This is a genomic window from Ruegeria sp. CDSB029, assembly GCF_059611125.1.
The window spans coordinates 14000-40042 of record NZ_JBXWOX010000018.1 but is presented as its reverse complement, the minus strand read 5'-3'; the positions used below and the strand labels follow the sequence as shown (position 1 = coordinate 40042).

The window sequence follows — 26043 nt, the reverse complement described above, 5'->3', positions numbered from 1 at the left end:
AGATTGCGGACAAAGCCGACCTTGCGGAAAAGTGACGGAATCCTTGAAAAAGCTTGCTTCCGCTGGGATGGTGTCTCCGACAGAATTTTCTGAGGAATTGAAAATGCATTTCCCCAAACTTGCGGCGGTTTCGTCGATTGTTCTTGCAATAACCAGTTCGCAAGCGCTCGCCCAGGATGGGGGCCCGATACTGTTCACAAACGTCAACGTGTTTGATGGTGTGAATGAGGAAATGATTGAAAATGCCAATGTCGTTGTAACCGACAATCTGATCACAGATGTGTCCTCAGAACCCCTCGCCGTCGCCAATGGTATCGTCATCGATGGCGGCGGGCGCACGTTGATGCCGGGCCTGATCGACGTACACTGGCACACGCTTTACTGTTGCAATCCGCAGAGTGTGGTTGTGACCGGCGATATTCTTGAGGTCGCGGTGCGTGGTGCCATCGGGTCCGAAGGCACGTTAATGCGCGGCTTTACAACGGTGCGCGACGTTGGCGGCAATTCATTTGCCATAAAACGGATGATTGACGCAGGCGAGATCGAAGGCCCCCGTATCCTGCCGTCCGGCCCACCCGTGACACAAACCGGCGGCCACTTTGACTATCGCCCCTACCAAGCGGTTCCGACGAACGGCGCGGATTCGCAATGGTACTGGTACAGCGTTGGTTTGATGGCGCAGGCTGATGGTGTTCCGGAAGTGGTCAAACGCGCGCGTGAAATCATGCGCATGGGCGCAAGCCAGCTTAAGATTTCCACCGGTGGCGGGGTGTCATCCACTTATGACCCTCTGGATGTACGCCAATACACCAAGGCCGAAATCGAGGCTTTCGTAGAGGTGGCCGACACCTACAACACCTATGTTGCATCTCATGTCTTCACGGACGAGGCCGTGGAAATTGCCGTTGCCGCTGGCGTTAAGTCCATCGAGCATGGCTTTTTGATGAGCCGCGAAACGATGGAACTGATGCGCGACAATGAAGTTTGGTTGTCAGTGCAGCCCCTGCTGGATGACGAGGATGGCTTTTCTTTCGACGACCCTGTTAGCCAGCAGAAATGGATCGACGTCACCAACGGTACAGATTTCACCTACAAAACGGCGAAAGAAGTTGGCGTGAAAGTCGCTTTCGGCACCGACATCCTGTTCGATCCCAAACTGGCCGAACGTCAAGGCGCGTTCCTTGCCAAATTGCAGCGCTGGTACACGCCATACGAGGTGCTGAAAATGGCGACTTCAACCAATGCTGAACTGCTCAAACTCTCCGGCCCGCGCCACCCTTATCAACAAGGTGACTTGGGTGTGATCGCAAAGGGCGCTTATGCAGATTTGATCCTGGTGGACGGCAATCCGCTGCAAGATATCGACCTGATCGCAGACCCGCATGAAAATATCGATCTGATCATGAAAGACGGCAAAGTCTACAAGAACACGCTGGACTAAGTTCCAGATGAAGTCCTTTGCTCAAAGCCAATTTTGTAACAACTGCTTTGGGCTCAGTGCAGTCGCCGGATGCGATGCAGCACTACCGAGGTAGCCTCACAAATCCTGTGGAGCTTGCGGCCCGTAGGAGACATCGGCCGATCCGCTGGACGCCGCGATGCAGCTTCCCCGAAGCGGACATCGGCTACCGAATGCAGAAACTGATCTGGAAAGAAAGCCGCACTGCGGACGAAGATGACGTCGCCTCTTTTCCGGCCTATCCTATTTGCATTGAGTTCTTTCGGGACAGGTGGATGACCCATGCAAGATGTAAGAATTGAGAACTGTGAGGAGCTGCCAGCTAAGGGCGAGCTCAATAAGATCCTATCGCAGTATTATGAACTCATCGTCCAAAGGATGCGGGCCATAGGCTTCGATATTGATCCTGCGGCACCCCAAAGTGCGCTCGCTGAATTCTGGGAAAACTCGGATGACTATCTGCCTCCGAAGGGATGTCTGGTTGTTGCACGGTCTGAAGCCGGTGAGATTGTCGGCTGCGGAATGATGAAGTGTCTCGGGCCAGATACCGGCGAGCTCAAAAGAGTTTTTGTTACCGAACAAGCCAGAGGAATGGGCACTGGCCGTGCATTGATTGAGGCGCGTGAGAATGCTGCGCGCAATATGGGTCTCAAAAGGCTGATTGCGGACACGCTCACACCCAATATAGAAATGAGAAACTTGTATCCCAAGCTAGGATTTGTAGAGTTGGACGGTCCGATAGAAACGACAACGTACAAGGATCAACCCACGTTACGCCCACATCTGCACTATTTCGCCAAAGATATTTGAGACAAATGCAGCCGCAGTCAAATTTGGCTGGCATAGGTAACAGGCGCTCGCGGCCCTTACCGGACCTTGGTTCCTTTATCGCGATGCCGCGTTGCGGCCCGTCATTCCAGACATTCGCCGCAGGCGCAAAGCCAACGACTCGTCGAACTCATAGATTGCGCAATTAAATTTGAGTTCGCTACTGGTTCAGAGCCAATTTGAACGGTCGAATGAAAACCATCGGCGGGGCCTGGCTGCAGGGCCAGGTTCATAGCCTTAACGATTGTGTTGGCCATCGTCGAAATGCGGTTCGGGTTTATGATTGTCTTTTCTTGGCCAGAACCAGGGAAACAGAAGTTCTGTTGCCCCTGGAAGCGAGGAGATACGTCGAGACATTGGTAGGGTTCCATTTGTAATTGATATGGATCGACCCTGCTCACCTCATCTCTAACCAACCACTGACATGATCCGGATTACCCGTAAGTCATCCGTAAGTCTCTTGGCACAATAGACCTCAACAGGCATGTTAAATCACGAAGTCCTCCAACGTTTGTGGGTCTGTATGCCAGTTCAACCTTCTCTGTTTGCTGAAAAGCTACGCCGCTGGCGTTCCGACAACGGCACCCACGGTCGCATCACACAAGAGGTATTGGCAGCGTTGTTAGATGTAAGTGTAGATGCAATCGGCAAATATGAACGCTCGCTGTCGTTCATTCGAGGCGACCTGGAGAGCAGATTGTCGGAAAGGTTGGGGTGGAGCATTGACGAGATACTAGCTTGTCGGCTGGATTGGGAGGCACGACAGGGTAATTTTGTCGATACAAAGTACCAATTGCTGGACGATGCGCTGGTGGACAGGCATTTTAACGGGTCATACCGGGAGGCGATCTGCCACATGATCTCAACCGCGGACACGGAATTGGGTCGATTACCCGAGGAGCTGGCCGCCGATGAGAGAGTTTTCCTGCCGATCTATCAAACCTACGACGATCATTGGCAAATGGTTATCAGGGATGGTCGGATGGTCGCAAAATGGGCTCTGCTATTGCTATTCCCTGAAGATGAAGCCGAATTTCGTGCGTGTAGACTGCGTGAATCAAATCTATCCGTCGAGCGAGTACGACAGCCTATCCTGCCGGGCACATACTTCGGCTATTGCCCTGCCTTAATTGTTAGCCGTGGTCACGAAAGTGCTGCGCCTTTGTTGTTGTCGTCCTTTGTAACCTACCTAGAACAATTGGCTCGTCGCGATATTGTTCTGCATGGACTCGGCTCTATTAGCTGTTCGCCAGGTGGGGCTCAGGTGTGTCAGGACCTGGGAATGACCCGTCTTGGCGACTACCGGCTTGGGCCGGAATATGGAGTATGGGAATTGCCTGGCTCGGCGGTGTCCGCTTCGCTTTTCGGTCGGCGCAGTCCAATGCTGCGCCAAGCCTACACCCAAGCTTTTCTAATTTAATTGCGGGTCAGGGCCTCAAATATATCGTCAAACATGGCAACGCTGCCTCGGTGGTTGACATGACCCCGGAAAAGCTCGCCGGCGATACCGGCTACGGTTCAGCTGAGATGCTGGGCTGGCTGGTGGAGGAACGTGGCGTCGCCCCACACATCCCGGTTTGGGATAAATCGAAACGAACGAACGGCACGTTCTCTCGTGAAGACTTCGTCTACGATCCAGCAACTGACAGCTACACATGTCCCGGTAACAAGGAACTGCGGACATATCGCCGGAACTTCTCAAAACCACGAAAGCCCAACGGCGGCAAAGATGGTTTCATCCGATACCGCGCCTCAAAACACGACTGCGATGTATGCCCGCTCAAACCGCAATGCTGCCCAGGTGATCCGGGGCGACGCGTGATGCGATCCGTCCACGAAGCGGCTCGCGACGTTGCCCGCGATATCCGAAAAACCGACGCCTACATGACGTCGTTCATTCAGAGGCGGAAAGTCGAGATGCTGTTTGCACATCTAAAGCGATACATAGGCGTGTCGATGATGCGGCTGAGAGGACCCAAGGGCGCATATGAACAGTTCCAACTCGCAGCCACGGCCCAAAACCTTCGGAAACTCGCAAAACTGGTTCCGCAACCAGAACCAACAGGCTGAGAGGAACGGACCAGCTGCTTTGGGCTTCGCCCATCGGCAGCTCCAAGGTCGACTTATTCAACACTATGCGGGCTTACAGGACATTCGAGTTGAACGGAAAATCTATCGAAAATGAATGCTCTAAACTCAAGGCCGGCCTACTATAAAGTTTGGTACTATCCCCGCCTTCTTGATCGCTGCTTCAACATCATGCCCTGCGAAGAATCCATATCCTGAGATGAGTGCCGAATCTATGCCTGCGCTGGATGCGCCCAGAACGTCAGTGTGCAGGCTGTCGCCAACCATCAGAATTCGGGACTTGTCGATGTGCCCGAGGCGTTGGAAAGCGAGATCATAGATGTTGCCGAAAGGCTTTCCAAAGAACTGAGGGGCGACACCCGTTCGGTCTGCCAGCCGGTGCGCAAAAAGACCGGGCTCTTTGGAAAATCCGTACTCGCGAGGAGCAACAATATCTGGGTTTCCGACCATTACCGGGCGGGGACGCTCTAGCAAGGCGGTCTCCAACATGGCTTGACGCGTTTCAGTCCAAACCGCTGACCCGATCATCAGGAATCCGTCGACAGTTCCGTAGGGTTCTGGGTCATCCTCCAGATAGGATAGTTTCAACCCCTCCAAATCGCGAAGACCGGCGCTGGGGGTCGCCATCAAGCCCCAATGCAACCCACTTTGACCGTTTACTTCTGATAGCAACGTCGCCCGGCTGGTGATCACGTCTCGGGGCGCAAAGTCATAACCAAGCCTGGAATATTTTTCCAACAGAGTTGTGTGAGGAAACCCAGCAGCATTTGAAACGACCAAAACATGTTTGCCGGCGGCTTTCAGTGACCTGACCCGATCCGGTGTATCCGGGATTGCCGTATCACCTATATTGAGAACCCCGAATGCGTCGAGGAGGAACACGTCGAACTCATGAGCTATGTCATCAAGCGTTTCAACCTGACGATACTTCACTTCAGTAGGTCTAGCTTCGGGAAGTCGGTGGCGTACAGCCTCATAGGCATCGAAAGCGTCCTGCGCAGAGAACCCGGTCAAATGATCGCCCCTCGAACCTTTGCCGAGACCCATTCGCTAATCAAAACCGCAACGAGAATTATAATCAGGATGAGGCTGACTTGCGGCCAGGCCAGCACGTTGAGCGAAGCTGACAGCTGTAACCCTATGCCTCCGGCACCAACTAGGCCCAGAACCGTTGACTCGCGAATATTGATGTCCCAACGAAAAACGGCAATGCCGGCAAATGCAGGCAATATCTGCGGAACGATCCCGTAAGCCATGATTTGCCAGCGCGACGCACCAGTCGCCGTGATCGCTTCGACCTGAGCGTGATCAATTTCCTCTATGGCCTCGTACAGAAGCTTTGCGCAGAAACCAATAGAACGGATTGCAATTGCAATAACACCCGCAAAGACGCCTGGGCCAATAATTGCGATCAATAGAAGGGCCCAGATCAGCGAGTTGATAGAGCGAGTCGAGACAATGACCAACAAAGCAACAGGGCGGATGAACAATGTCGACGGCGTGGTATTGCGCGCGGCCAAGAAGGCAACCGGCACTGCCATGCACAAGGCGATGATTGTACCCAGGGTGGCGATGTTCAGTGTGTCCCAAATCGGGCGGCCCAGCTGTGTGATGTAGTCCCATTTGGGAGGCGTTGCGCGGGTCCAGATATCGTTGGCAATGCGGGGTGCATCCCAGACGAAAAACCAGGTCGTCGATTCCGAGATGAATTGCCAGCAATAAACAAAGACAGCCACACCCAAAAGCCAGCCAAACCAGCGAACAAGACTTTGACCCGTCGTCCGTCGGCGCCAGATCTGAGTATCGTTTTGTTTAAGAACCGGCATTATTGAACCCTCGCGCGGATAATTCCCGAAAGGTATTCAAGTGCCATGACGATCCCGATGATCAGGATGAGAATGGCTGCTGCTGTGTCGTACTCATATCGATCGAACGCAGTGTTCAACGTCGCACCAATTCCGCCGGCGCCCACCAGGCCAAGAATTGCGCTTTCTCGGAAATTGATGTCGATCCTGTACATGGAAAGGCCCACAAGTCGCGGCATAACCTGTGGCTGAACGCCATAGTTGATCCATTGCGGCCAACGCGCGCCAGAGGCCTTGATTGCCTCGGCCTGAACCTTGTCCATCGCTTCGATGTCTTCGGCCAAAAGTTTTGAGAGAAATCCAATGGTGGCGAAGGAAAGGGTCAGAAATCCGGCCAGCGGACCAAAACCGAAGATAGCCACCAGCAAAATGGCCACGATGATTTCTTGCAAGGCTCGACTGATGGCAACAATGCCCCGGCAAATCATGTAGATTGGCAAAGGGGCGATGTTGCGTGCCGCGCCCAACCCTATCGGGATCGAAATCAGGATGCCCACGACCGACGCAGCCACGGTCATAATGATACTCTCCAGCAGACCGCTCCAAATGTCTGACCACCGCGAAACGAAGTCCGGGCTGGTAAACGCAAGTACAAATGCCCACCCCCGATCCAGTCCTTCATAGACACGACCCCAATCAACTTCGATGGTCATATAGGCGGCGATCAGGTAGGCAAAAAACCCAAGGAACAATGCCCAGCGGAGCAAAGGGTTTTTGACAAAGGCAGGTTTACGCCAGCCTTTTCCGAGCATGTCGTCCAGTTCTCGATGGCTCATTCTGCGGCCTCGACATCTTCATCTTCATCTTCGTCCACTTTTTCGATGCTCGCTTCCCAATCTTCCTCGCCGTAGATCTCGGTCAGCTTTTCTGGGGTAAGACCTGTTGGAAGGCCGTCATACACAATCTCACCAAAGCGAAGGCCGACGACTCGCGGAACAAACATTTGGGCGAGAGCCACATCATGGATGTTGATAATGGCCGCCAACCCTCGCTCCTGACATAATTCTGTTATGAGGCGCATGATTTGACGGCTGGTTTTGGGGTCCAGCGAGGCAGTTGGCTCATCGACCAGCAGCAGTTTCGGGTTTTGAATCAATGCGCGGCAAATGCCGACCCTTTGGCGTTGACCACCCGACAGTTCATCCGCTCGTTTGTCAGCCATGTGCAACAACCCCACCCGATCAAGCAGGCGGAAAGCCTCGTCGACGTCCGACTGCGGATATCGCCGCAGGAAACTGCGCCAGAATCCCACATATCCCAGCCGTCCCGACAATACGTTTTCCATCACCGTGAGACGTTCGACCAAGGCATATTCCTGAAAGATCATGCCCATTTCACGGCGCGCTTTACGTAAAGCGCCCGATCCGAGTTTGGTCAGGTCCACATCATCCAAAAGGACACCACCGCTTGTGGGTTCAACCAACCGGTTAATGCACCGGATCATGGTCGATTTGCCCGCACCCGAGGGCCCAATCAATGCAAGCACCTGTCCTTTGGGCACCTCAAGATCGATGGCCTTCAGCGCCTGATCTCCGGTCTTGTATGTTTTCGTCAGCTTTTGAAGACGCAGCATAAAATGCCCCAGATTAGGTTGAATAACGGGCCCTTTCGGGCCCGCAGTATTGGCCAAAGGTCACTGGCAGGCGTAGGAGACGCCATTTGCTGCGTCAATTTTACGAATGACATCCCAGAATTCCTGATAGGTCATCTCAAGGAACTGGCCTTCGTTCGATTTCGAAAACTCAGCTTCAAGTGTCGTGCCCTCCCAGTCGAAGCTGAAGAAGGCATTGCGGATTGTCTCCTGCAGCTCGGGCGTCAGGTTGTAAACGGTGCCAAACCCAGTGGTCGGGAAAGTCTGCGATTTATAGATCGTAACAACATCATCTTCGTTGATCACGTCGCGCAAAATCATCCGCGACTTTACCGAGTTGGCAATCGAAGCCGCCAAGTAATCCTTGTTGGCCACGCCCAAGATCGAGTTGTCGTGTTTACCCGAGTAGACAGGTTCGAAATCACGCTCCGGCAGCAAATCAAAGTCGCTCTTCAAAATTGCTGATGGCGCTTTGAAACCTGAGTTGGATGTGGGGGAGGTAAAGGCCAGTTGCTTGCCTTTGATGTCCTCAACCTTTTCGATTCCCGAACCAGGAAAGGTAATGATTTCCATCTCATAGCCAAAATTACCGTCTTTCGAGGCCATGATCGTGAACGGCCGGAACCCGGCGCAGTTTACAGCCAAAGGGTTGGAACCAGTGTTGAAGCCCGCAATATGCAGACGCCCCGAACGCATCGCTTCGATCTGAGCTGCGTTGTTCTGAACCGGGAAAAAGACGACGTCCTTGCCGGTTTCCGCCTTCAAATGCTCAAGAAAGTCTGACCATGCGGTTTTGTAAACGGCGGGGTCTTCGACTGGTGTATATGCAAAAATCAAGGTGTCAGGGTCTATTTGCTCGGAGGGATCTGTTGGGATATCCGCGATCAAATCTCCGTCGGAGTCACAAAAACGCTCGTCCAAGTCACCGCGCGGACAATCCTGCGCCGAGGCTGTCCCCGAAAGCGACAGTAGCGCAATTGCAGATGCCCCAACCAATAGTTTGATGTTGATCTTCATGTTTTCCTCCCAGTTATGTGCGGCCTTAATCAGCCGCAGTTAGTCATTCCTTTTCGTTCTCAACCGGCAACGAGAATATCGACCTCGGCACCACCTATTGCATCGAGCAGTTCCCCGGTTGGTTTTGTGTCGGTGACTATGGAATCCAATTCGGCAAGATCGCCTACTTGAGACAGACCCTTGCGCTCAAATTTCCCGGAATCGATAAGAAGATGGCGTTTCGCAGCACGCGCCAGCATCATCCTCTTGATCGCCGCAAAGCCCCTTACCGTCTCTGACGGGCCTTCTACTGAGAAACCCGAGGAACCGATCATGCACCTGTCAACGTTGAAACGAGACAGGAATTCCAGTGTCTCGGTTCCGATCGTTGCAGATTCAGTTGCCAGGTATTCTCCGGGGCACAATAAGACCTGGGCAGCACCATGGCCAAGGGTCATCGCCACGGGGATTGAATTCGTGATCACCGTACAATGGATATCGAGAAATGCCAGCGCGCGTGCCATCTCGACAGTCGTCGAGCCGGAATCGACCATGACCGTTTCACCGTCCTGAACAAGCTCGGCCGCGCTGATTCCTATCCGTTCGCGCTCTTCGATCTGTGCGCCGGTCCGTTCTTCCAGACTTGGATAATGCCCTTGCACTGGGGCTGATGCCCCACCGTGCGCACGCGCGATCAGGCCTTCATTGGACAGGGCTTCAAAATCCCGGCGAACGGTCTCATTCGAAACGTTGAAACGCTGTGCCAACTCGTTGATGCGAACGTGAGGGCGTAGTTTCAATTCCAGCAGGATTTGCTGGCGTCTGTCGGACTTTTTTACCCGACCAGGACTTTTTTCAGATTTCTTACCGCGCGTTTTGGTTTTGGACATTCAACGACTCGAATATTTTCAGAACTCAATTTTGTGGGGTTTCGGGCATTTTGCAATAATTTTTGTTGCATAATCCTCATTTCGTAGTGAAAATTCACATGACATCAAAGATTTCACGGGACAGGGCAATATACGCAGGCTGATCAATTTCAAAATGAAAGACCGGGCGCATCGTTGGTTTTCTCTTGGTGAAGTTGGTGGTTGCAAAAAAATCCTGACGCATTTTCCAAAGGTTTTGACAGATAATCAGGAAGCCCCAACTATCTAAAAGAAAATTCGTAAGGCTGCATGAGGAAGGGCAAAAAAGAACCGGGAAACCCGGGCGAATTAAACCCTAAGGGAGGAAAAATAATGAAGAAACTAACATCCACTGCCGTCGGATCTCTGATTGCCTTGGCCGCGTCTTTGTCCGCGGCGCATGCTGAAAAGCTGACTTTCTATTGCTCAGCTCAAGAGGATTGGTGTCAGCTGATGGCACGTAGCTTCGAAGATGCAACTGGCATCGACGTGAACATGACCCGAAAGTCCTCGGGCGAGACATTTGCACAAATCCGTGCCGAAAGCTCGAACCCGAAAGGTGACGTTTGGTGGGGTGGTACGGGCGACCCGCATCTGCAGGCCGCCGAAGAAGGCCTGACGATGGAATACGTATCGCCGATGCGCGACCAGCTTCACGATTGGGCGATATCCCAGGCTGAAAGCGCGGGCAACAAGACGATCGGCATTTACTCAGGCGCGCTTGGGTATGGCTACAATGCCGACCTTGTCGCTGCAAACAACTTGCCCGAACCTGCCTGTTGGAAGGATCTTTTGAAGCCCGAATACAAGGGACACGTTCAGATGGCGAACCCGAACTCTTCAGGGACGGCCTATACAACGCTGGCCTCAATGGTGCAGATCTTTGGTGAGGATGAAGGCTTTGAGTTCATGAAAGGCCTGCATTCGAACATCAACCAGTATACCAAGTCCGGCTCTGCGCCGATCAAGGCCGCCGGTCGTGGCGAGAACACGATTGGTATCGTCTTCATGCATGACGCCGTAAAGCAGGCCGTGTCGGGGTTCCCGATCAAGGTCGTCGCACCATGCGAGGGCACGGGGTACGAAATTGGCTCAATGTCGATCATCGACGGCGCCCGCAACGAAGAAGAGGCGAAGAAGTTCTTTGACTGGGCCCTGTCGCCTGAAGCTCAGAATCTTGCCCTTCAGGTCAATGCGTTTCAGGTGCCATCGAACAAGGGTTCGGAGACCTCAGAAAGCGCACCTGATATGAATCAGATCAAGCTGATTGACTATGACTTCAAAAAATATGGTTCATCAGACGAACGGAAGCGTTTGCTGCAGAAATGGGACGAAGAGGTTTCGGTTCTGCCGCAGTAAATGACTGACACTACATCAAAAACGACCCATCCGGTCCTGATCTTCTGGATCATCGCCGGGTGGGTCGGATTCTGCCTGCTGCCCTGGTACATGGTCGACGGCGGCCTGTGGTCGTTCGAATGGCTCTTGGACGGCTACCCATTCGATGAGGATTATGCCCCTGCAGCTTTTCTGATTGGACAAGGTGAGAAACTATGGCTCGCTCCACTCCTGATCGCTCTCGCCCTACCGCTTTTGGTGTTGAAACGCGCCAAATCTGACCCGATTTATGCCCGCATTCTGGTACTCTCCGGAGCGCTCGGCTTCGGCTGGTTGATCGTTCAGGGTTTCAGCATTGGCATCAGAGGATTCAACTTCGACTGGTTGGAAACGATGATTGGCGACTTTGGCGACCGTCAGTTCGGCATGGGCTACGGCGCAATGATCTGCGCCTCGAGCTTTCTGTTCCTGCTCACTCAAGGTATCGCGGCGAGGGGTGCCATTAATGGTGATGTCTTCGTCGTAAGCGCTATTGGCGGTGTGATTACCATCGTCACCGCTTTTGTCTTTTTCCCCATCGCCAAGATGCTTTTCGCTGCTTTCATCACCGAAGACGGCGCTTATTCCATTGCGGTTTTCTTCTCGAAGTTCTTCGACGACCGGTTGTGGGGACTGGGGTGTTTTCAAGGTGCCCGATGCGGTGCGGCCTGGAACTCACTTTTCCTGGCCATCCTCGTTGGCTTCATCACAACGATCCTCGGCCTATGCTTCGCGTTGGTCGTGACGCGCTCGGGTTTCCGCTACAAACGCGCGTTACGGGCTTTGACCGTTCTCCCGATAATCACTCCACCGTTCGTGATCGGCCTCGCGCTCATCCTTCTTTTTGGACTGTCCGGCTCTGTCACCCGGTTCTTTGCCGAATTACTCGGCACACAGCCGACGCGGTGGCTTTACGGAATGCCAGGCATCCTGATCGCGCAGACACTCGCGTTCACGCCGATTGCGTTTCTCGTGCTGATTGGCGTGGTTGAAGGCGTCTCTCCCTCGATGGAGGAAGCGGCCCAGACCCTGCGGGCCAGCAGATGGCAGACGTTCAAGACGGTTTCCTTGCCCCTGATGCGGCCCGGTCTTGCCAATGCCTTTCTTCTGGGCTTCATCGAAAGCATGGCCGACTTCGGCAACCCGCTTGTTTTGGGTGGGAATTTCGACGTGCTGTCGACCGAGATATTCTTTGCCATCGTCGGCGCTCAATACGATCAAGGGCGCGCTGCGGTTCTGGCAATGGTGCTGCTGTTCTTTACCCTTTCCGCCTTTTACGCGCAGCGCGTCTGGTTGGGAAAGAAGAGCTACACAACAGTCACCGGCAAAGGCGATGCGGGCGTGCATCCGCTGATGCCAACCGGCCTTTCGGTGCCTGTACTGCTCATCGCCTTTGGCTGGGCATTATTCACAATTATTGTCTATGCGATGATCATCTACGGCAGTGTAGTTGAGCTGTGGGGGGTCGATAATTCGCTGACGATCAAGCACTACATCACTGCATTCTCAGTCCGCTTTGAAGAAGAGGAAATTCGCTGGACCGGAGCCGCCTGGGACAGTTTCTGGACGACCATCACGATCGCGGCCATTGCTGCACCATTGACTGCCGCCGTTGGGCTGGTAACGGCCTATCTGCTGACCAGGCAAAGCTTTGCAGGCAAGAACGCTTTCGAATTCGGAACAATGTTGTCCTTCGCCATCCCCGGCACGGTCATCGGCGTTAGCTACATCCTTGCCTTCAACGTTCCGCCAATCGAAATCACTGGCACAGGTGTCATCCTCGTTGTCAGCTTCATCTTCCGCAATATGCCGGTTGGCGTTCGCGCCGGCATCGCGAGCATGTCGCAGCTGGACCGCAGCCTTGATGAATCCTCGCTGACCCTTGGCGCAAACTCATGGCAGACGTTCCGCAGTGTCATCCTCCCGCTGTTGCGCCCTGCGATACTTGCTGCGCTTGTCTACAGCTTTGTACGTGCCATGACTGCAATCTCGGCCGTCATCTTTCTGGTCAGCGCGGAGTATGACATGGCAACCAGCTATATTATCGGTCGGGTCGAGAATAACGACTATGGCCTTGCTATCGCCTATTCGACGACGCTGATCTTCGTGATGCTCGCGGCGGTCGGCTTATTGCAACTTCTCGTTGGCCGGGTCCAGATTGGTCGACGCACGCAGCACGGAACGGAGACATCGCCATGACCGACACCAAAATCGGTTCCAAGGCCGCCCCGGTACGGTTTGAGAACGTGTCGAAAGTGTTCGGCAAGGATGTGGTCGCCGTCGATAACATCAACCTCCACGTAGACGCAGGAAAGCTCGTTACGCTGCTTGGTCCGTCAGGCTGCGGAAAAACAACGACACTGCGCATGATTGCAGGGTTGGAGATGGCAAGTTCGGGCAAGGTCTTGATCGGTGATCGGGACGTGACCAAACTCCCAGCCACCGACCGCGATGTATCTATGGTGTTTCAGTCTTACGCGCTGTTCCCTCATATGAGCGTGTTAGAGAACGTGAAGTATGGCCTCACATTCTCGGGCTTTGCGAAGGATGAAGCGCGCAGTCGTGCCTTGTATGGCTTGGAGTTGGTTGGCCTACAGGGGTTTGACAACCGCCTTCCCTCAGAGCTATCCGGCGGCCAGCAACAACGTGTTGCCGTCGCACGCGCACTGGTGCTTGAGCCGCAAGTTCTGCTGTTCGACGAGCCGCTGTCCAACCTCGACGCCAAGCTTCGCCGTCAGGTGCGTGAGGATATTCGGGCGATACAGCAAGACCTTGGCTTGACAGTTGTTTACGTCACACACGATCAGGAAGAGGCACTGGCGGTCTCGGATGAGATTGTTGTTATGCGCAATGCAGCGATCGCTCAGATGGGTACACCGCGCCAGCTTTACGATGCCCCAAATGACCGGTTTGTTGCCGATTTCATCGGTGAGGCAAACCTACTGAGCTGCCAAATCGTAGATATTGATGGCGGCATGGCAACCATCGAAGTCGAAGGCTATCGCCACACGCTGCCACGTCGCGGTCTGTCCGAAGGACCGGCAACCATCGCCGTGCGACCCTCACGTTTGGTGATCGGTTCAGATCAAGGTATTCCAGCCACAGTGGCCAAGGCGACCTATGTTGGCGTTCGGATGGAATATACATTGAAAGGTGCATTCGGTCAGGTTTTTGCCGTTCAAGATGATGTCGACGCACCGCTAGAACCCGGCACTGAAATCATGATGGGTTTTGCTGACAAAGGGCCCGTGCTTTTGCCTGACTAAATGCCGAATCTCACGATCATCACACACCCCGAAGTCTCTATCGATCCGGCCATCCAGATAACAGATTGGGGCCTGAGTGTGACGGGCCGTAAACGCGCGACTGAATTTGCTTCCTGCGAGGCGTTGTCGAATGTCACGCAGATTTGGACCAGTAACGAGCGAAAGGCCCGCGAAACGGGTGAGATTCTTGCTGCACCACAAACGCTGCCCGTGAATTGTCACTTGGGTCTCGGTGAAAACGACCGCAGCGCAACCGGCTATTTGCCTCGAGACGATTTCGAGGCAGCGGCTGATGCCTTCTTTGCCCAGCCGGAAGTTAGCTATAGCGGTTGGGAAACAGCTGTCGAGGCGCAGAAACGCATTCATCGGACAATCACCGAGATTATCCAAATGCACGACGCCGGAGATATTGCAATCGTGACACATGGGGCGGTCGGCACATTGCTGTGGTGCGCACTCTCGGATTGTTCGATAGACCGCAAGCACGATCAGCCATCACAAGGCCATTTCTGGCAGGCAGATCTATTGACGCTCAAACCCTATTCAGGTTGGGTTTCGTTGGCATAAACGTTAGTCGTTCCAAGCGTTCTCTGCGATTTCAACCAAGGTCTCGAACACATCTGGTGTACCCACGATTACGCGCCCACCTTCGCGGATCATCACATCGGCGTTCTGATCCTCAACAATGCCACCCGCTTCCGAGACCAGCAATTGCCCAGCCAGACAATCCCAGGCATTCATGTGTTCTTCCACGTATCCCAAGAGTCGCCCAGCAGCGACGTAGGCCAATGATAACGCTCCACTGGCGTTTCTGTGAAACATAGCCCCGTGCTCGATTAAGTTCTCGACAATAGGTAAAACATGCCGGGTCTTAATCCGGTTCGAATACCCCACGGCGACTGTTCCGTCCCGCAGCGCCACCCCTGACGCAACGCGCATTGGGGATCCGTTAAGCGTCGCACCTTCTCCGCGCATCGCTACAAAGGTCTCATCCACATTTGGATCACGTATCACACCGACCTCAGTATGTCCTTCCGTGACACTAGCCAGAACAATAGTCCATGCAGGTATGCCGTTGACGAAATTCGTTGTCCCATCAATTGGGTCAATCACCCAGTCAAAACCGCTCTTACCAACAGTAGCCCCGTGCTCTTCACCGAGAATTCCATCATTGGGCCACGCCTTTGCAATCCTCTGACGAATAAAGGTTTCAACATTCTTGTCCGCCTCGCTCACCCAGTCCTGAGCACCTTTTTGATCAACGACAAGATTACCTCGATCCGCGAAATACTCTTCGGCAATTACCCCAGCCTCCTCGCAAACTTCGATGGCAAAATCTCTGCGTTCTGAAAGTCGAGACATGGGTGGTCCTTTTCCGAATAAAGAGCTGCCATGCAACAATGCAAGCTAATCGAATGCCTATCAATCAAAGAGTCATTTCGATTGTTTTCGGGAGCCGTTTCGGTGCCGCAAACCTAAAAATTTTAGTGTTGATGAACTCCTCCGCAAAAAACAGCAAGTCAATCATTAGCTAATTTTTGCACGCATTCGGGCTCAGGGCCGACTTACGATGGTGCAGCGTAGATTCCGAATTATTCACCATCTGAATGTCGGCTTTCTTGCCAGCGCCCTCATTGGTTCGCATTCACCGCGAATGTCAGCTTCCCGCCCTCTCCTAACTGCACGAAATCGCGCGAGCACCTATGAAGTTGTATCCGTCTATTTGAGGCCAAATTCTCTTACGACTTTATCCGCGGTCGCCCACGACATTCCAAATTCGATCTGAATTCTGCGAACGGAATTTACTTCGGCGTATCGAAGTGCAACCTTTGCTTCGTCGTACATGGGGCGGCGGCGTCCCTTGGATACTGTTGTTCCGGTCACCTGAATTATTTTGACGAGGAGTTTTTGCGATATTCCTTGTTCATTGGCTAAGTCCGGCAACAGCTCGCCCAAACGAAACCGTTGAGCAAGTGACTCGCTAAAGCAAATACCATACGTATCAAGGACGCGGGCAGCGAACGGGGTTCGTATGGAAAAGTGCTTTGCAAACTCTCGCAAGGTATTGTGCGCCTTCCACGCGCGATAGACGTCAGCATGGGAGACGACACGTCCCGAGCGGACCCACTTCTTCAGTTTTGCGTGGATTTCGTTTCTTTGGCTGGATCGTCGTGAAGCCTGGCTAGGCATGTGTTCTGGAAAAAGGTCGGGGCACCCGCAATGGTTGATCTTCCCTATGGAAGGCGGTTTGGCTGCCTCCTCCGTTATCGAAGCCGCCCGATATTCTTCGAGATGCCTTTCTAGTACGTGTTCACAAAAATATGACATGATATCTCACTAATTGGCATCTCAATATTTTAGACATGTGCCATATTTATATCTTGTTTTCAATCTACTAAATCCGAACCTATGTTGACCGATCAGTGTCTTAGGGTCTTTTTTCAGGTAACAAAGTTGGACTAACCATGACGATTGACCTGACTCGGCACGAATTAACGAAAGCAAGGCTGAAGATAGCGCAGTCTTCAATGTCCGACGTCGCGCGAGAAGTTGGGGTCAGCCATTCATCTGTGACTGTTGTTTCACAGGGCTATCGACGTTCGGCGCGCATTGAAGCTGCCATTGCCGGTAAGCTCGGAGTGCCGGTCGAAGTTCTGTACCCTGAGCGGTATCCTTCAAAGAAAGCGTGAATGCTATGCATATGACATCAAAGTCAAAAAGGGAACGGAGCAGAGAAGATAGAAACCATCTGAGCGGCAATCCAAGGCCAGCTCGAAAATTCGTTGGTCAAGACTCTTTGGATTGTGTCCATCACAATGAAAAATGTTAGACCACTTTCCTTCTATCAGGCGGGTGAGCGGCGCCAGACTAGCAGTCCTGACTCGTAAGCTCGCTGCCTTCAGAACTACAATCGTTCTTGCCAGTTTGCGCAGTTTGCAGAATGCGCGGATTGAACAGGCGTCGGCGGATGCGTCGGCGTGCGCATCTCAAAGCTTCTTAAAGCACTCCAAATAGAGGAGAATAACAAATGAGCCCCTAGAAAAAGCAAAGCCCCCGAGAGTTGCAGCTCTCAAGGGGCTTGGTGCAAATGAATAGGAACTCTTTGCACCTCATTCATGACCCAAAATTTGTGACCCGTCAACCGCGCTGATCGCTTTAGCGCGCGGGTCGCCTTTTGTCTCCACAAATGAAGAGGGGCCGAATGGCGCGGATAAGGTCCGCAGCCACGGCAAGAGATATGTCTAAAGATGACGACGACGATTTCTATCGTCCCCCTGAACCAACCACGGCCGGGCTGATGTTTCCTGCGCGCTCACAGTTCACTGCACGCGGTTTTACCTTGGCTATGACACCTGCCGAAATGTACTGGCGGCAGTTTATTTCAGCGAGTCAACATGAACGGGTAACCTGCCTACTCGCACTCGCGGATCCAAACCTTTGGAACCTGCATGATCAGCCGCGTCCCGTCAGCTATATTGATGCCTCAGGGCGTCAGCGCACGCATCGCTTTGATTATCTGGCGGAGTACCGGGACGGATCCAAGGTTGCGATGGCCGTCAAACCCGCTGAACGGGTTGAAAGGCTGAACTTCAGAAGCACGCTCGCTGCAATCCGCCGCGATCTGCCGAAGGGATTTGCTGACAAAGTCTGCCTCATCACTGAGCACAACCACCACCCAAAAGAAGTGCAAAACGCAGAGCTTTTGAACTTCTTTCGGCGCTGCCCAGACGAAGAGGCCGATCTTCTAGTTGCTGAGCTTGTTTCGGGTCTCACAGACGAACTCTCGATCAGTGGTCTCATAAAACCTCTGGGCCTTGGCACGCGCGGGTTCCGCGCGGCTTTCCGAGCCATCTACGCGGGGCTTCTGAAGGCCAATACGCGTGAACTCATCTCCATCAACACAATCGTTGCCCCCCGAAAGGACAGGCCATGAAAGATATCCAGTTTCAGCTCAACATCAGCCATGAAGATGCGGTGCTCGGAAAAGGTGAGCTTCACTTTGTTCAAAAGGTCACGGATGGCACGGTGACTCTGCTGGCAAAGCAAGCGGGTGCTGTGCCTCTCACGTTTACCCATTCGGAGCTCGCGAGTTTGCTCGAAGATGGGCATTTCTCAATCGAATATGGCTACTTCTCTGATCGACAGGCCGCCCGCCGTGCGCGGGCTGGGCGTGCGCTGCTCTCGCGGTTGTCTCTCAAAACTCAGTTTAATGCGTTTCTTGGCGAAGCCTGGTGTGAATCGATGAGTGACGGTGAAGACAAAAAGTGGTTCAATAGATCATCAAAGCGGTGGTCTGAATTTCTGCCGAAACTGCAGGAACGCGTACAGCAGAAGCTCCACGATGGGCTGCTTAAAAGCATGAATGGCGAGGGCGTTGATCCCGCATTGCTCTCCTATGTGCCCGGTCGCAGCAGCATCATGAAAAAATACCGTGAGTGGGAAAAGACCAGAGATCCGATGATCTTTGTCAAAAAGTCGATCTTTAATGGTCAAAACGGGAAGCGCGTCCACCCCCAGGTTGAAGCGATCATTCAGATTGAGCTCGCGAACTACCTTCATCCTAACGAGATCTACACTTCGCAGGTATTGGAAGCTGTAAATGCTGAAGTGCGGCGAAAGAACACCGCTCTTGGCCTCGCTGGCGAAGACCTTCTTCTGGAAGCCTCCCAGAGCACGATTGAACGGCGCATCAATGAGTTGGATCGGTTTGAAGTCGAGGCCGCGCGCAAGGGAGTCGCGTATGCCAAGAACAAGCTGGGAGCCCATGAGGGGGGCATCAAGCTTCATGCACCATTGCTTCGTGTCGAAATGGATGAGTGGGAAATTGATCTCATGTCGATCTTGCAAGGTGCAGGGGCCAATATCACCCATCCGAGCCTGCGTGATCTTGAGCTTGGCCGCTACTGGGTATGCGCCGCCATTGATGTCGCTAGCCGCTCGATACTCGGTCTCAAACTTTCGACCAAGCCAAGTGCCGAAGATGCGAAAGCAGTTGTCTGGATGGCCATGCGAGACAAGACCATGCTCGCGTCCCAGTTGGGGTGTGAAACATCCTGGTCGCAGCATGGACATGTCTGTCATGTTGTTGTCGACAACGGTCCGGCTTTTGTAAACGCAGATTTCAAGGCAGCGCTTTCGGACTTGGCGATCGACTATTCTGTCCTACCTGCTGGGGTTCCCAAATTGAGAGGGGTTATCGAGCGTTTGTTCCGCTCGATGGCGACTTTGTTGATGCCATATTTGACGGGGCGCACTTTTTCCAAGCCGCAGCAAAGGGGGGATTATCCATCGGAAAAATACGCGGTGCATACCGCCGAGAGTATCCTGGAGTTGCTGGTGCGGTTCACCGTCGATGTCTACCACAATCGCAATCACCGGGGATTGGAGTACGCAACACCAAACAACATGTGGGACAAGCTGGTCAGCCAGTTCGGCTGGTCTCCCCCGATGAGCAAGCACAAGCTCCGTCATATCCTGGGGCTGAAATTCAATCGTGAGACTGGCCGGCACGGTGTCCTGATGAACGGCGTGAACTATCATTCCAAACGTCTGGCAGAACATTTCCAAAAATACGGTCAGCAGAGTGTCGAAGTCAGTATCGATCCCGAAAATATGGGGCACATTTCTGTCTGGTTAGAGCGCGGAAAATACAGTGGGTGGTCTACGCTGGGCGCAAGAATCGAAGGGCTCGAAGGGGTATCGTTCGCCTCCTGGGAGCGGTCAGTCTTTGAATTGCGTCAGAACAATCGCGCGGCCGCCAGTTTGACTCAGAGTGTGGTGGACCGTGCCATTCGCAGGATCAAGGAGATCGACGCTGAGCAATGCGCAGTGCGGCAGCTTGGCCCGATCAAGCTCACCAGCGATCAGATCAGACGTGCGCAGAAAGAGACGTTTTGGGGTCTGTCTTTAGGTTCTGATCCGGACATTGCCTCTGACAAAAAGGCGGCAATACCTGATCCGGACGTTGGTTTCCTATCAGATGAAATTCCCTAACTTCCCGGCCCGCTGCCCGAGGAGGAGCCAATACTGACAGAGGAGAACGAGAGGGAATGGCTCTTCAGTGATGAACTCGAGGACGACGATGGAGATCGGAGCGGATCAGACGATTCCCAGGAAACCGAGGAGAAGGGCGATGAATAAGCACAGCAAAAAGTTTCAGTTTGACAAGATCATTCGCAAAACCGTGCAAGGCTTGAGGCAGCTCTACATCCCGCTATCAGAATACGACAAGCTAGATGCGCGTTTTGGCAGCATTCTTGAACAGCGACGCGCTGATGAGGCCGATGGTGTCGCATTCCAAGCTCGAAGTATCATGCTGGTGGGGCCATCCGGGAGCGGAAAAACTACTGCCGTGCGGTATCTCAAGCATAAATACAGGCACGCGCTGGCGACGGACCCGGAGAAGGAATTCTGCGAGTTTGTTGACCTTCAGGTGCCAAGCCCGGCAACTATGAAGTTCGTTGGTGCGGCTACGCTACGGGCGCTGGGATACCCCTACGCTGGCAACAAGCAAGGTCCGGCGATCTGGGATCAGGTCAAAGTGCAACTCAAATTGCGGCGGACGCTCTTTCTTGGTTTCGACGAGGCGCAAGATTTGGCCCGTTACCAAACCGAAAAAGAGCGCCAGTCAGTGGTCAACACCCTGAAGTCCCTGATGGAGAACTCCGTCTGGCCGGTAGGACTGCTGCTGTCCGGGATGCCGGATCTCAAGAAAATCGTAAATCAGGATGCACAGCTCGCTCGGCGGGTTGATCCAATCGAATTCAAACGATTGCACGCGGTGCGCGATGTCGATCATGTCATCAAGATCGTTCAAAGATACGCTGATCGGGAGCAGATCAATGTAGATGCTTCGGTTAGGAACGAAGCATTTGCCATGCGGTTGATTCATGCGGCGGACTATCAGTTTGGACTCTTGGCCGAGATTGTTGTCCTCGCGGTTTCACATGCGCTGTTTACAGAAGGGTTCGAAGCAAAACTGAGCATTCGGCACTTTGCTGAGGTCTACAGCGAAAGGAATGGAGCAGAGGCCTGGATGAACGTCTTCATCGCCGAGGACTACGGGCGCATCAATCCAAGAAAGCTTCTGGACGACGGAGACAGGCCTGAAGATGGAGAAGATGCATGAGGCCCCTGCTGAACCCAATTCTCCCCTTCACAGAAGGGGAGACCCCGTCAAGTTACGTTGCTCGGTTGGCCCGACTGTTCACGAGCACGCCCCGTGATTTCTGCTCGGATCTTGGAATGCGATGGCCCCATATCTGCTCGGCGCATTTGGACCAGTTGGAGACGTTGTCACTGCTAACCAGTGTGCCGCTTAACACACTGGATCAAGGAGCGGCCAGGTTGATTGGTCCCTGCCGGTATCTCGTCGGGCTGTCATCAGCCACCAATGGTACGCCACGGCGTGCAACCATCCGCATTTGTCCGAGATGTATTGTGGAGGCTATGGAGGCTTCTGGTCCCGGGAGCGCGTTTCAACTTCTCGAGTGGTTGGTGCTGCCGATCGGGACCTGTGCCAAACACGGCGTTCCGTTACTCCAGCTTCCCAATGCACCGCATGCACATCTCACCTATGACGTGATTGAACAAGTGGAGCGTCATAGGGATCTGATCTTGGAGGCCGCTCAGGTCGCGAAAACACATGGGCGATCCTCGTTTGAAACTTACCTGAGCCGCCGTATCAAGAATGGAGTTTGTGGTGACTGGTTAGACTCTTTGGACCTGACACATCTTCATCAAGCCGCTCTTACATTAGGCATGACACTTGCCATGGGTCGAGGCGTTAGTCGTTCGGATTTGAACTTCGACCAGGAGCGTACCGCCATGTCGGCTGGTTTCGAGGTTTTGAAGAATGGACCGGACACCCTGAATTCTGAGCTGGCGCGTGCCAGGCGCCGACCTTCCTCCAAGCGGTCTTATTTCACAACAGATATGGGCGAATTCTATACTTGGCTGAAAGACACTGAAGAGGACCCGGCAACAGCGGAGCTCAGGGCTTGCGTGCAGGATTTCGTACGGGAGAACTATCCGCTGCAGACCGGCGCGAAAGTCCTGGGTACGGAAATCTCAGCACCCAAACTCATCACGCTTGAACGTGTACGGGAGCTATATGGAGTCGGCGAGGTTCGGGTGCGAGGCATTCTCGCCCATCTTCGCGGTCAAAACGCGAGCGACCTGCTAAACATGAAGGATGTCAGCCATGAGGATCTGGCTGCCGTGCTCGATTTCTGGTCTGGGTTGCAGAATATCAAATCCATCGCGACGCAGCTCAATATCCATCCGGTTCAGGTGAAGTCGCTGATCCGGCAGAATGTTCTGGAAGCCCATCGTTTTGGAACGTCTCTGCGCTATGTGACATCCTCCTCTGTGCAGACCTTGCTGACTCAGCTTGAAGGCCTGCGCGTTGCATCACCGACGCGTCATAGGCTGCCCCTCGCAGAATACTGCCAACAGAGCTGGTTGCCCCTGGCTCGCGTTGTTGCTGATTGGGCAGCAGGCCGACTGACCGGTGTATCGAGAGACCCGGACGTTGACGGATTGGCAGGAATTCTGATCGACTACACTGAGACCTTGGAAAAATCGGAGCGCGTGTTTTCCGGCGATCTGTCGCTTAAGGATGCGGCGGCACGCCTGAGGATTAGCGTCGGTTCTATCCGACGGTTAAGGGATGGTGGATATCTGAAGCAGATAAAAGCACGAAACCCGGACACGCAGCACTACCGGTGTTACATCACTGAAGAGAGCATTCAGGCGTTTGCAGAGGTGTATGTGACGCTTGGCCAAATGGCAGAGCACATTGAGCTCGCAGCGATCCATTTGGCTCGGGCGTTGGACCGAAGAGAAATCGAGACGATCCCCTGTGACGCCGGGTTTGTTCGCGCTTATCCGAAAGAGACACAGGGAATAGTTCGTGAACTGGCGAACAGAGTTACGAGTTAATCTGATCCGACGGTTTCAGTAGCCACAGCGCCGTGGTTGCTCCCCCAGGTCTTGTTAACAAAACCATGATGTACCTTTCCAGATGGCCGTCTTGATACTGCGAGAAACCCAATGAACCGTCTAACTTTCGCGCCCAGCGTTTCGCCTGAGATCGAGCAGGTCATCCAATCTAAGCTTACCGCTTTAGAAGCGGATCATGATGTCCGAGTGCTGTTCGCCATTGAAAGCGGCAGCCGTGCATGGGGTTTCCCGTCTCCCGATAGCGACTACGATGTACGCTTCATCTATGTACATCGGCCAGACTGGTATCTGAGTATTGAGCCCGGTCGCGATGTCATCGAACTGCCCCTTGAGGGCGATTGGGACATAAACGGGTGGGATATTCGTAAAGCACTTGGTTTGTTGATCAAACCTAATCCCGTGATGTTGGAATGGTTGTCCAGCCCTATTAGGTACAGATGGAGTGACGCGGCATGTGAAAGGCTGATTGCCTTCGCAGCCAAGACGACTTTTGGAGAATCCTGTCTGCACCACTATCGCAACTTGGCACAGAAACAGTGGGACAAGCATGTTGGTGAGAGCCGGGAGGTGAGCTTCAAAACGTATTTCTACATACTGCGACCCGCTTTGGCGATCTCGTGGATCCGGCAGATACCCGACACGCCACCGCCCATGAACCTGCATGATCTCATGAAATATCAGGACCTGTCTCCCAACCTAGTAGGGCACATTGACAGGCTTTTGACTTTAAAAAGCAAAACCAAGGAAATGGGTCGTGGACAGCGCATAGCGGTCATTGATGAATTCATACACGATCAAATAGCGTGGGCAACTGTGATGAAAAAGAACGAAGATCGCCTCGACCTTAGGGCCGAGGGCAATGACTTGCTGCGGCACATAGTGAGAAAAGACGCGGGAATCGGTTCGTGATCTAACGATGGCCGCAACGGGCCAAACTGCTTCGGTCGTCTCAACGGCCACCTGAGCCAAAGTGCGCGGCGGAGTTATGGAATGCTTCCGCCGCACATACTCACCAATAATAGTGGTGGGGCTTGCGCCCATCGGGCCAGACTAGGTCGTCAGGATCAGCGCCTTTCAGGATGCCGAACGCAAGAGCCTTGGTTTTGCGTCTCGTTGGACGCGTGTGACAGGTGATGTCGTGATAGCGTGGCCAATTGCCAAGCCACCGGACATCATCAAGGTCTTTTCCGAGACGACGGCTCAGACCTAGGCGTGAGTACCCGTTCCCAAGCACGGTACGGGGACGTTTGCGTTTGTAATGGGCCATGTCATTGGCCTTTCATGCAGTTTCTGAACTACATGGCACCCTCCATCGGTTGGCTCGTTGGTTTTGGGCTGGGCTCGGATAGACGGCCGAAAACGCAGCCGGTCTGAATATCGGACTGGGCGAACAAGATCAATGGGGCGGAAAAAAGCCGCTCAATGTGGTGTTAGGTGATTGGGCCGGTAGGCTGTGGACGGACGGACCACTCAACCAGAGATCGCTTCACATAACACCCGTACTGCGACGTTCGTGGATTGTTACGTCGCTGCAATTCATGCGGTGGTCGCGAAACCTGCCATTCGATATCCGATCGAAGAAGACCGCTCTGCGGACTTTTCAGTCATTGACTCGAAACGTGTTAAGGCAGAAGAATGGATCAAACCGTAAGATGGGCAATTTGCTGGCCGTTACAATGTGTGTTGCAAGAGCGATCCAGGCTGAACCTGTTCGGGTACACGTAACCATCGAACTGAAGCTTGTTACACGATCCGCAAATAGTGGCCTCAGCAAAGCATCAGAGCTTAATCGCCACTGTCAATCCAAACATTACTCGACCGGTGACCAATTAGTGTCTGGATCATAGGCAGTAATTTCAGCAGCAATACTGAGTGTTTCCGGGCCAAAATCTGCCTCGTAGACTATGCCGTTTTCGCCAACCAGAAAGGAATGGACACCAGTTTCTCCGTAGTCTGCCGGTATTGCCAGCAAGGCATGTCCTGCAACGAAGTGATCCCCGGCGAAATAAGGGTAGGCACCCCCGGGAGCGTTAGGGCCCTGCTCTTGCAGGATTGTGTAATAATAGCCAAGAAACGGCTCGGCTTCATAGTCAGCCTGACCGTCACTCCACCCCGAAGCTGCGGCGCGGGCAAGCGCCGCACCGACAAAGCTGTCTTTTCCAGGCCAGAAGAGACCGTTTTGCTCTTCGGGATCAGAAATGATCGTCTGAGCGAATTCCATAACGCCATTCCCATTATGGTCCACAAGCCGGAAAGCTGCCTGCAGATCAACATAGGCCTCAAGCAATTCGATCACTTCCAACTCATTCAAGCCTATTTCACGAGCTGAAAGTTCCTCGATCCCAGCTTCCAGGTCAAAGCGCCAACCATCATCTTTTCGCAAAATTGGGATAGGAAAAGGCCAACCGTCTTCACCCAGAAGAAGTACAACGCCATCGTCCTCAGGCCGGAAACGATACCCCTCGGCATACATGCCAAGCATTTCCTGCCTTCTTTCTTGATCTTCCGCCGGATCACCCGTTCCAACCAGATCCTCGGCTTCAGGCCCGAAAATTTCGATCAGCTTGCTCTGATCATTAGCCTTCAAGGCATCAACAAAAGCATCCAGTGCGGTTTGCGGCGTATCAAATCTGGCTCCTTCAGAGAGAGCCGGGCTTGTGGTCGCGGCAAGCAACAAAATTGAAAATACTGATCTACGCAT

24 protein-coding genes are annotated in these 26043 nt (G+C 53.4%); 14 read left to right on the top strand and 10 right to left on the bottom strand.

Annotated elements, in window-relative coordinates:
* The first annotated feature begins 103 nt into the window (after positions 1 to 103).
* The 4 genes from AC2FI8_RS18445 (at position 104) to AC2FI8_RS18430 (ending at position 4357) form a co-directional block, all read left to right on the top strand.
* The gene (locus tag AC2FI8_RS18445; protein ID WP_496780511.1) at positions 104 to 1441 is read left to right on the top strand and encodes a metal-dependent hydrolase family protein; all 1338 of its coding nucleotides are present in this window, start codon (positions 104 to 106) and stop codon (positions 1439 to 1441) included.
* 300 nt (positions 1442 to 1741) lie between these two features.
* Entirely contained in the window at positions 1742 to 2269 is a 528-nt protein-coding gene (locus AC2FI8_RS18440; RefSeq protein ID WP_496737850.1) for a GNAT family N-acetyltransferase, read from the top strand.
* A 541-nt stretch (positions 2270 to 2810) separates the two neighbouring features.
* A complete protein-coding gene (locus AC2FI8_RS18435; RefSeq protein ID WP_496780510.1) occupies positions 2811 to 3707 on the top strand; it encodes a helix-turn-helix domain-containing protein in 897 nt (298 codons plus the stop codon).
* A 59-nt stretch (positions 3708 to 3766) separates the two neighbouring features.
* Positions 3767 to 4357, top strand: coding sequence for a transposase (locus AC2FI8_RS18430; protein WP_496780509.1), 591 nt, complete (start codon positions 3767 to 3769; stop codon positions 4355 to 4357).
* A 126-nt stretch (positions 4358 to 4483) separates the two neighbouring features.
* On the opposite strand, the gene AC2FI8_RS18425 is transcribed toward AC2FI8_RS18430, so the two are convergent.
* From AC2FI8_RS18425 to AC2FI8_RS18400, 6 genes are read right to left on the bottom strand one after another with little or no spacing between them, the layout of a single operon-like run.
* Complete coding sequence (locus tag AC2FI8_RS18425; protein ID WP_496770602.1) at positions 4484 to 5389, bottom strand: HAD-IIA family hydrolase; 906 nt, start codon at positions 5387 to 5389, stop codon at positions 4484 to 4486.
* Positions 5386 to 6201: a phosphonate ABC transporter, permease protein PhnE gene (phnE, locus tag AC2FI8_RS18420; protein WP_377189683.1), complete on the bottom strand. Its 816-nt coding sequence runs from the start codon at positions 6199 to 6201 to the stop codon at positions 5386 to 5388. Before phnE (AC2FI8_RS18420) ends, AC2FI8_RS18425 begins: the two co-directional genes overlap by 4 nt.
* Entirely contained in the window at positions 6201 to 7016 is an 816-nt protein-coding gene (gene phnE / locus AC2FI8_RS18415; RefSeq protein WP_299987288.1) for a phosphonate ABC transporter, permease protein PhnE, read from the bottom strand. The genes phnE (AC2FI8_RS18420) and phnE (AC2FI8_RS18415) overlap by 1 nt, the downstream gene beginning before the upstream one ends.
* Positions 7013 to 7813 (bottom strand): phosphonate ABC transporter ATP-binding protein, encoded by an 801-nt coding sequence (gene phnC / locus AC2FI8_RS18410; RefSeq protein ID WP_496770605.1) that lies wholly within the window; start codon positions 7811 to 7813, stop codon positions 7013 to 7015. Before phnC ends, phnE (AC2FI8_RS18415) begins: the two co-directional genes overlap by 4 nt.
* 60 nt (positions 7814 to 7873) lie before the next feature.
* Positions 7874 to 8848 carry a phosphate/phosphite/phosphonate ABC transporter substrate-binding protein gene (gene phnD, locus AC2FI8_RS18405; protein ID WP_299987282.1) on the bottom strand — a complete coding sequence of 325 codons (975 nt, stop codon included), beginning with the start codon at positions 8846 to 8848 and terminating at the stop codon, positions 7874 to 7876.
* Between the two features lie 59 nt (positions 8849 to 8907).
* Positions 8908 to 9717 carry a DeoR/GlpR family DNA-binding transcription regulator gene (locus AC2FI8_RS18400; protein WP_496770607.1) on the bottom strand — a complete coding sequence of 270 codons (810 nt, stop codon included), beginning with the start codon at positions 9715 to 9717 and terminating at the stop codon, positions 8908 to 8910.
* A gap of 351 nt (positions 9718 to 10068) precedes the next feature.
* On the opposite strand from AC2FI8_RS18400, the gene AC2FI8_RS18395 reads away from it, so the two are divergent.
* From AC2FI8_RS18395 to AC2FI8_RS18380, 4 genes are read left to right on the top strand one after another with little or no spacing between them, the layout of a single operon-like run.
* Positions 10069 to 11094 (top strand): ABC transporter substrate-binding protein, encoded by a 1026-nt coding sequence (locus tag AC2FI8_RS18395; protein ID WP_496780508.1) that lies wholly within the window; start codon positions 10069 to 10071, stop codon positions 11092 to 11094.
* Positions 11095 to 13311, top strand: a complete 2217-nt coding sequence (locus AC2FI8_RS18390; protein ID WP_496770612.1) for an ABC transporter permease — start codon at positions 11095 to 11097, stop codon at positions 13309 to 13311.
* On the top strand, positions 13308 to 14378 hold the full coding sequence (locus tag AC2FI8_RS18385; RefSeq protein WP_377189699.1) for an ABC transporter ATP-binding protein: 1071 nt from the start codon (positions 13308 to 13310) through the stop codon (positions 14376 to 14378). The genes AC2FI8_RS18390 and AC2FI8_RS18385 overlap by 4 nt, the downstream gene beginning before the upstream one ends.
* On the top strand, positions 14379 to 14945 hold the full coding sequence (locus AC2FI8_RS18380) for a histidine phosphatase family protein (protein WP_377189702.1): 567 nt from the start codon (positions 14379 to 14381) through the stop codon (positions 14943 to 14945).
* A gap of 3 nt (positions 14946 to 14948) precedes the next feature.
* On the opposite strand, the gene AC2FI8_RS18375 is transcribed toward AC2FI8_RS18380, so the two are convergent.
* Positions 14949 to 15740: an inositol monophosphatase family protein gene (locus AC2FI8_RS18375; protein ID WP_377189705.1), complete on the bottom strand. Its 792-nt coding sequence runs from the start codon at positions 15738 to 15740 to the stop codon at positions 14949 to 14951.
* A 357-nt stretch (positions 15741 to 16097) separates the two neighbouring features.
* A complete protein-coding gene (locus tag AC2FI8_RS18370; RefSeq protein ID WP_496780507.1) occupies positions 16098 to 16706 on the bottom strand; it encodes a hypothetical protein in 609 nt (202 codons plus the stop codon).
* A 137-nt stretch (positions 16707 to 16843) separates the two neighbouring features.
* On the opposite strand from AC2FI8_RS18370, the gene AC2FI8_RS18365 reads away from it, so the two are divergent.
* The 6 genes from AC2FI8_RS18365 (at position 16844) to AC2FI8_RS18340 (ending at position 24251) form a co-directional block, all read left to right on the top strand.
* The gene (locus AC2FI8_RS18365; protein WP_496780506.1) at positions 16844 to 17068 is read left to right on the top strand and encodes a helix-turn-helix domain-containing protein; all 225 of its coding nucleotides are present in this window, start codon (positions 16844 to 16846) and stop codon (positions 17066 to 17068) included.
* Positions 17069 to 17616: 548 nt separating this feature from the next.
* On the top strand, positions 17617 to 18312 hold the full coding sequence (locus tag AC2FI8_RS18360) for a hypothetical protein (RefSeq protein ID WP_496780505.1): 696 nt from the start codon (positions 17617 to 17619) through the stop codon (positions 18310 to 18312).
* Positions 18309 to 20372, top strand: a complete 2064-nt coding sequence (locus AC2FI8_RS18355) for a TnsB C-terminal domain-containing protein (protein WP_496780504.1) — start codon at positions 18309 to 18311, stop codon at positions 20370 to 20372. The genes AC2FI8_RS18360 and AC2FI8_RS18355 overlap by 4 nt, the downstream gene beginning before the upstream one ends.
* Before the next feature lie 88 nt (positions 20373 to 20460).
* Positions 20461 to 21507: a TniB family NTP-binding protein gene (locus AC2FI8_RS18350; protein WP_496780503.1), complete on the top strand. Its 1047-nt coding sequence runs from the start codon at positions 20461 to 20463 to the stop codon at positions 21505 to 21507.
* Positions 21504 to 23321, top strand: coding sequence for a TniQ family protein (locus tag AC2FI8_RS18345; protein ID WP_496780502.1), 1818 nt, complete (start codon positions 21504 to 21506; stop codon positions 23319 to 23321). Before AC2FI8_RS18350 ends, AC2FI8_RS18345 begins: the two co-directional genes overlap by 4 nt.
* Before the next feature lie 111 nt (positions 23322 to 23432).
* Positions 23433 to 24251, top strand: a complete 819-nt coding sequence (locus AC2FI8_RS18340; protein ID WP_496780501.1) for a nucleotidyltransferase domain-containing protein — start codon at positions 23433 to 23435, stop codon at positions 24249 to 24251.
* Between the two features lie 100 nt (positions 24252 to 24351).
* Here AC2FI8_RS18340 and AC2FI8_RS18335 read toward each other — a convergent pair whose 3' ends face one another.
* Both AC2FI8_RS18335 and AC2FI8_RS18330 read right to left on the bottom strand, forming a co-directional pair.
* On the bottom strand, positions 24352 to 24609 hold the full coding sequence (locus AC2FI8_RS18335) for a hypothetical protein (RefSeq protein ID WP_496770925.1): 258 nt from the start codon (positions 24607 to 24609) through the stop codon (positions 24352 to 24354).
* Between the two features lie 543 nt (positions 24610 to 25152).
* Entirely contained in the window at positions 25153 to 26043 is an 891-nt protein-coding gene (locus tag AC2FI8_RS18330; protein WP_299665347.1) for a DUF2950 family protein, read from the bottom strand.

What these genes read in the sequence shown, in the direction of transcription:
- AC2FI8_RS18445 (WP_496780511.1), top strand. Translation starts at nt 104, where the DNA reads ATGCATTTCCCCAAACTTGCGGCGGTTTCGTCGATTGTTCTTGCAATA.
- AC2FI8_RS18440 (WP_496737850.1), top strand. Translation starts at nt 1,742, where the DNA reads ATGCAAGATGTAAGAATTGAGAACTGTGAGGAGCTGCCAGCTAAGGGC.
- AC2FI8_RS18435 (WP_496780510.1), top strand. Translation starts at nt 2,811, where the DNA reads ATGCCAGTTCAACCTTCTCTGTTTGCTGAAAAGCTACGCCGCTGGCGT.
- AC2FI8_RS18430 (WP_496780509.1), top strand. Translation starts at nt 3,767, where the DNA reads ATGACCCCGGAAAAGCTCGCCGGCGATACCGGCTACGGTTCAGCTGAG.
- phnE (WP_377189683.1), bottom strand. Translation starts at nt 6,201, where the DNA reads ATGCCGGTTCTTAAACAAAACGATACTCAGATCTGGCGCCGACGGACG.
- phnE (WP_299987288.1), bottom strand. Translation starts at nt 7,016, where the DNA reads ATGAGCCATCGAGAACTGGACGACATGCTCGGAAAAGGCTGGCGTAAA.
- phnC (WP_496770605.1), bottom strand. Translation starts at nt 7,813, where the DNA reads ATGCTGCGTCTTCAAAAGCTGACGAAAACATACAAGACCGGAGATCAG.
- phnD (WP_299987282.1), bottom strand. Translation starts at nt 8,848, where the DNA reads ATGAAGATCAACATCAAACTATTGGTTGGGGCATCTGCAATTGCGCTA.
- AC2FI8_RS18400 (WP_496770607.1), bottom strand. Translation starts at nt 9,717, where the DNA reads ATGTCCAAAACCAAAACGCGCGGTAAGAAATCTGAAAAAAGTCCTGGT.
- AC2FI8_RS18395 (WP_496780508.1), top strand. Translation starts at nt 10,069, where the DNA reads ATGAAGAAACTAACATCCACTGCCGTCGGATCTCTGATTGCCTTGGCC.
- AC2FI8_RS18390 (WP_496770612.1), top strand. Translation starts at nt 11,095, where the DNA reads ATGACTGACACTACATCAAAAACGACCCATCCGGTCCTGATCTTCTGG.
- AC2FI8_RS18385 (WP_377189699.1), top strand. Translation starts at nt 13,308, where the DNA reads ATGACCGACACCAAAATCGGTTCCAAGGCCGCCCCGGTACGGTTTGAG.
- AC2FI8_RS18380 (WP_377189702.1), top strand. Translation starts at nt 14,379, where the DNA reads ATGCCGAATCTCACGATCATCACACACCCCGAAGTCTCTATCGATCCG.
- AC2FI8_RS18375 (WP_377189705.1), bottom strand. Translation starts at nt 15,740, where the DNA reads ATGTCTCGACTTTCAGAACGCAGAGATTTTGCCATCGAAGTTTGCGAG.
- AC2FI8_RS18370 (WP_496780507.1), bottom strand. Translation starts at nt 16,706, where the DNA reads ATGTCATATTTTTGTGAACACGTACTAGAAAGGCATCTCGAAGAATAT.
- AC2FI8_RS18365 (WP_496780506.1), top strand. Translation starts at nt 16,844, where the DNA reads ATGACGATTGACCTGACTCGGCACGAATTAACGAAAGCAAGGCTGAAG.
- AC2FI8_RS18360 (WP_496780505.1), top strand. Translation starts at nt 17,617, where the DNA reads ATGTCTAAAGATGACGACGACGATTTCTATCGTCCCCCTGAACCAACC.
- AC2FI8_RS18355 (WP_496780504.1), top strand. Translation starts at nt 18,309, where the DNA reads ATGAAAGATATCCAGTTTCAGCTCAACATCAGCCATGAAGATGCGGTG.
- AC2FI8_RS18350 (WP_496780503.1), top strand. Translation starts at nt 20,461, where the DNA reads ATGGAGATCGGAGCGGATCAGACGATTCCCAGGAAACCGAGGAGAAGG.
- AC2FI8_RS18345 (WP_496780502.1), top strand. Translation starts at nt 21,504, where the DNA reads ATGAGGCCCCTGCTGAACCCAATTCTCCCCTTCACAGAAGGGGAGACC.
- AC2FI8_RS18340 (WP_496780501.1), top strand. Translation starts at nt 23,433, where the DNA reads ATGAACCGTCTAACTTTCGCGCCCAGCGTTTCGCCTGAGATCGAGCAG.
- AC2FI8_RS18335 (WP_496770925.1), bottom strand. Translation starts at nt 24,609, where the DNA reads ATGGCCCATTACAAACGCAAACGTCCCCGTACCGTGCTTGGGAACGGG.
- AC2FI8_RS18330 (WP_299665347.1), bottom strand. Translation starts at nt 26,043, where the DNA reads ATGCGTAGATCAGTATTTTCAATTTTGTTGCTTGCCGCGACCACAAGC.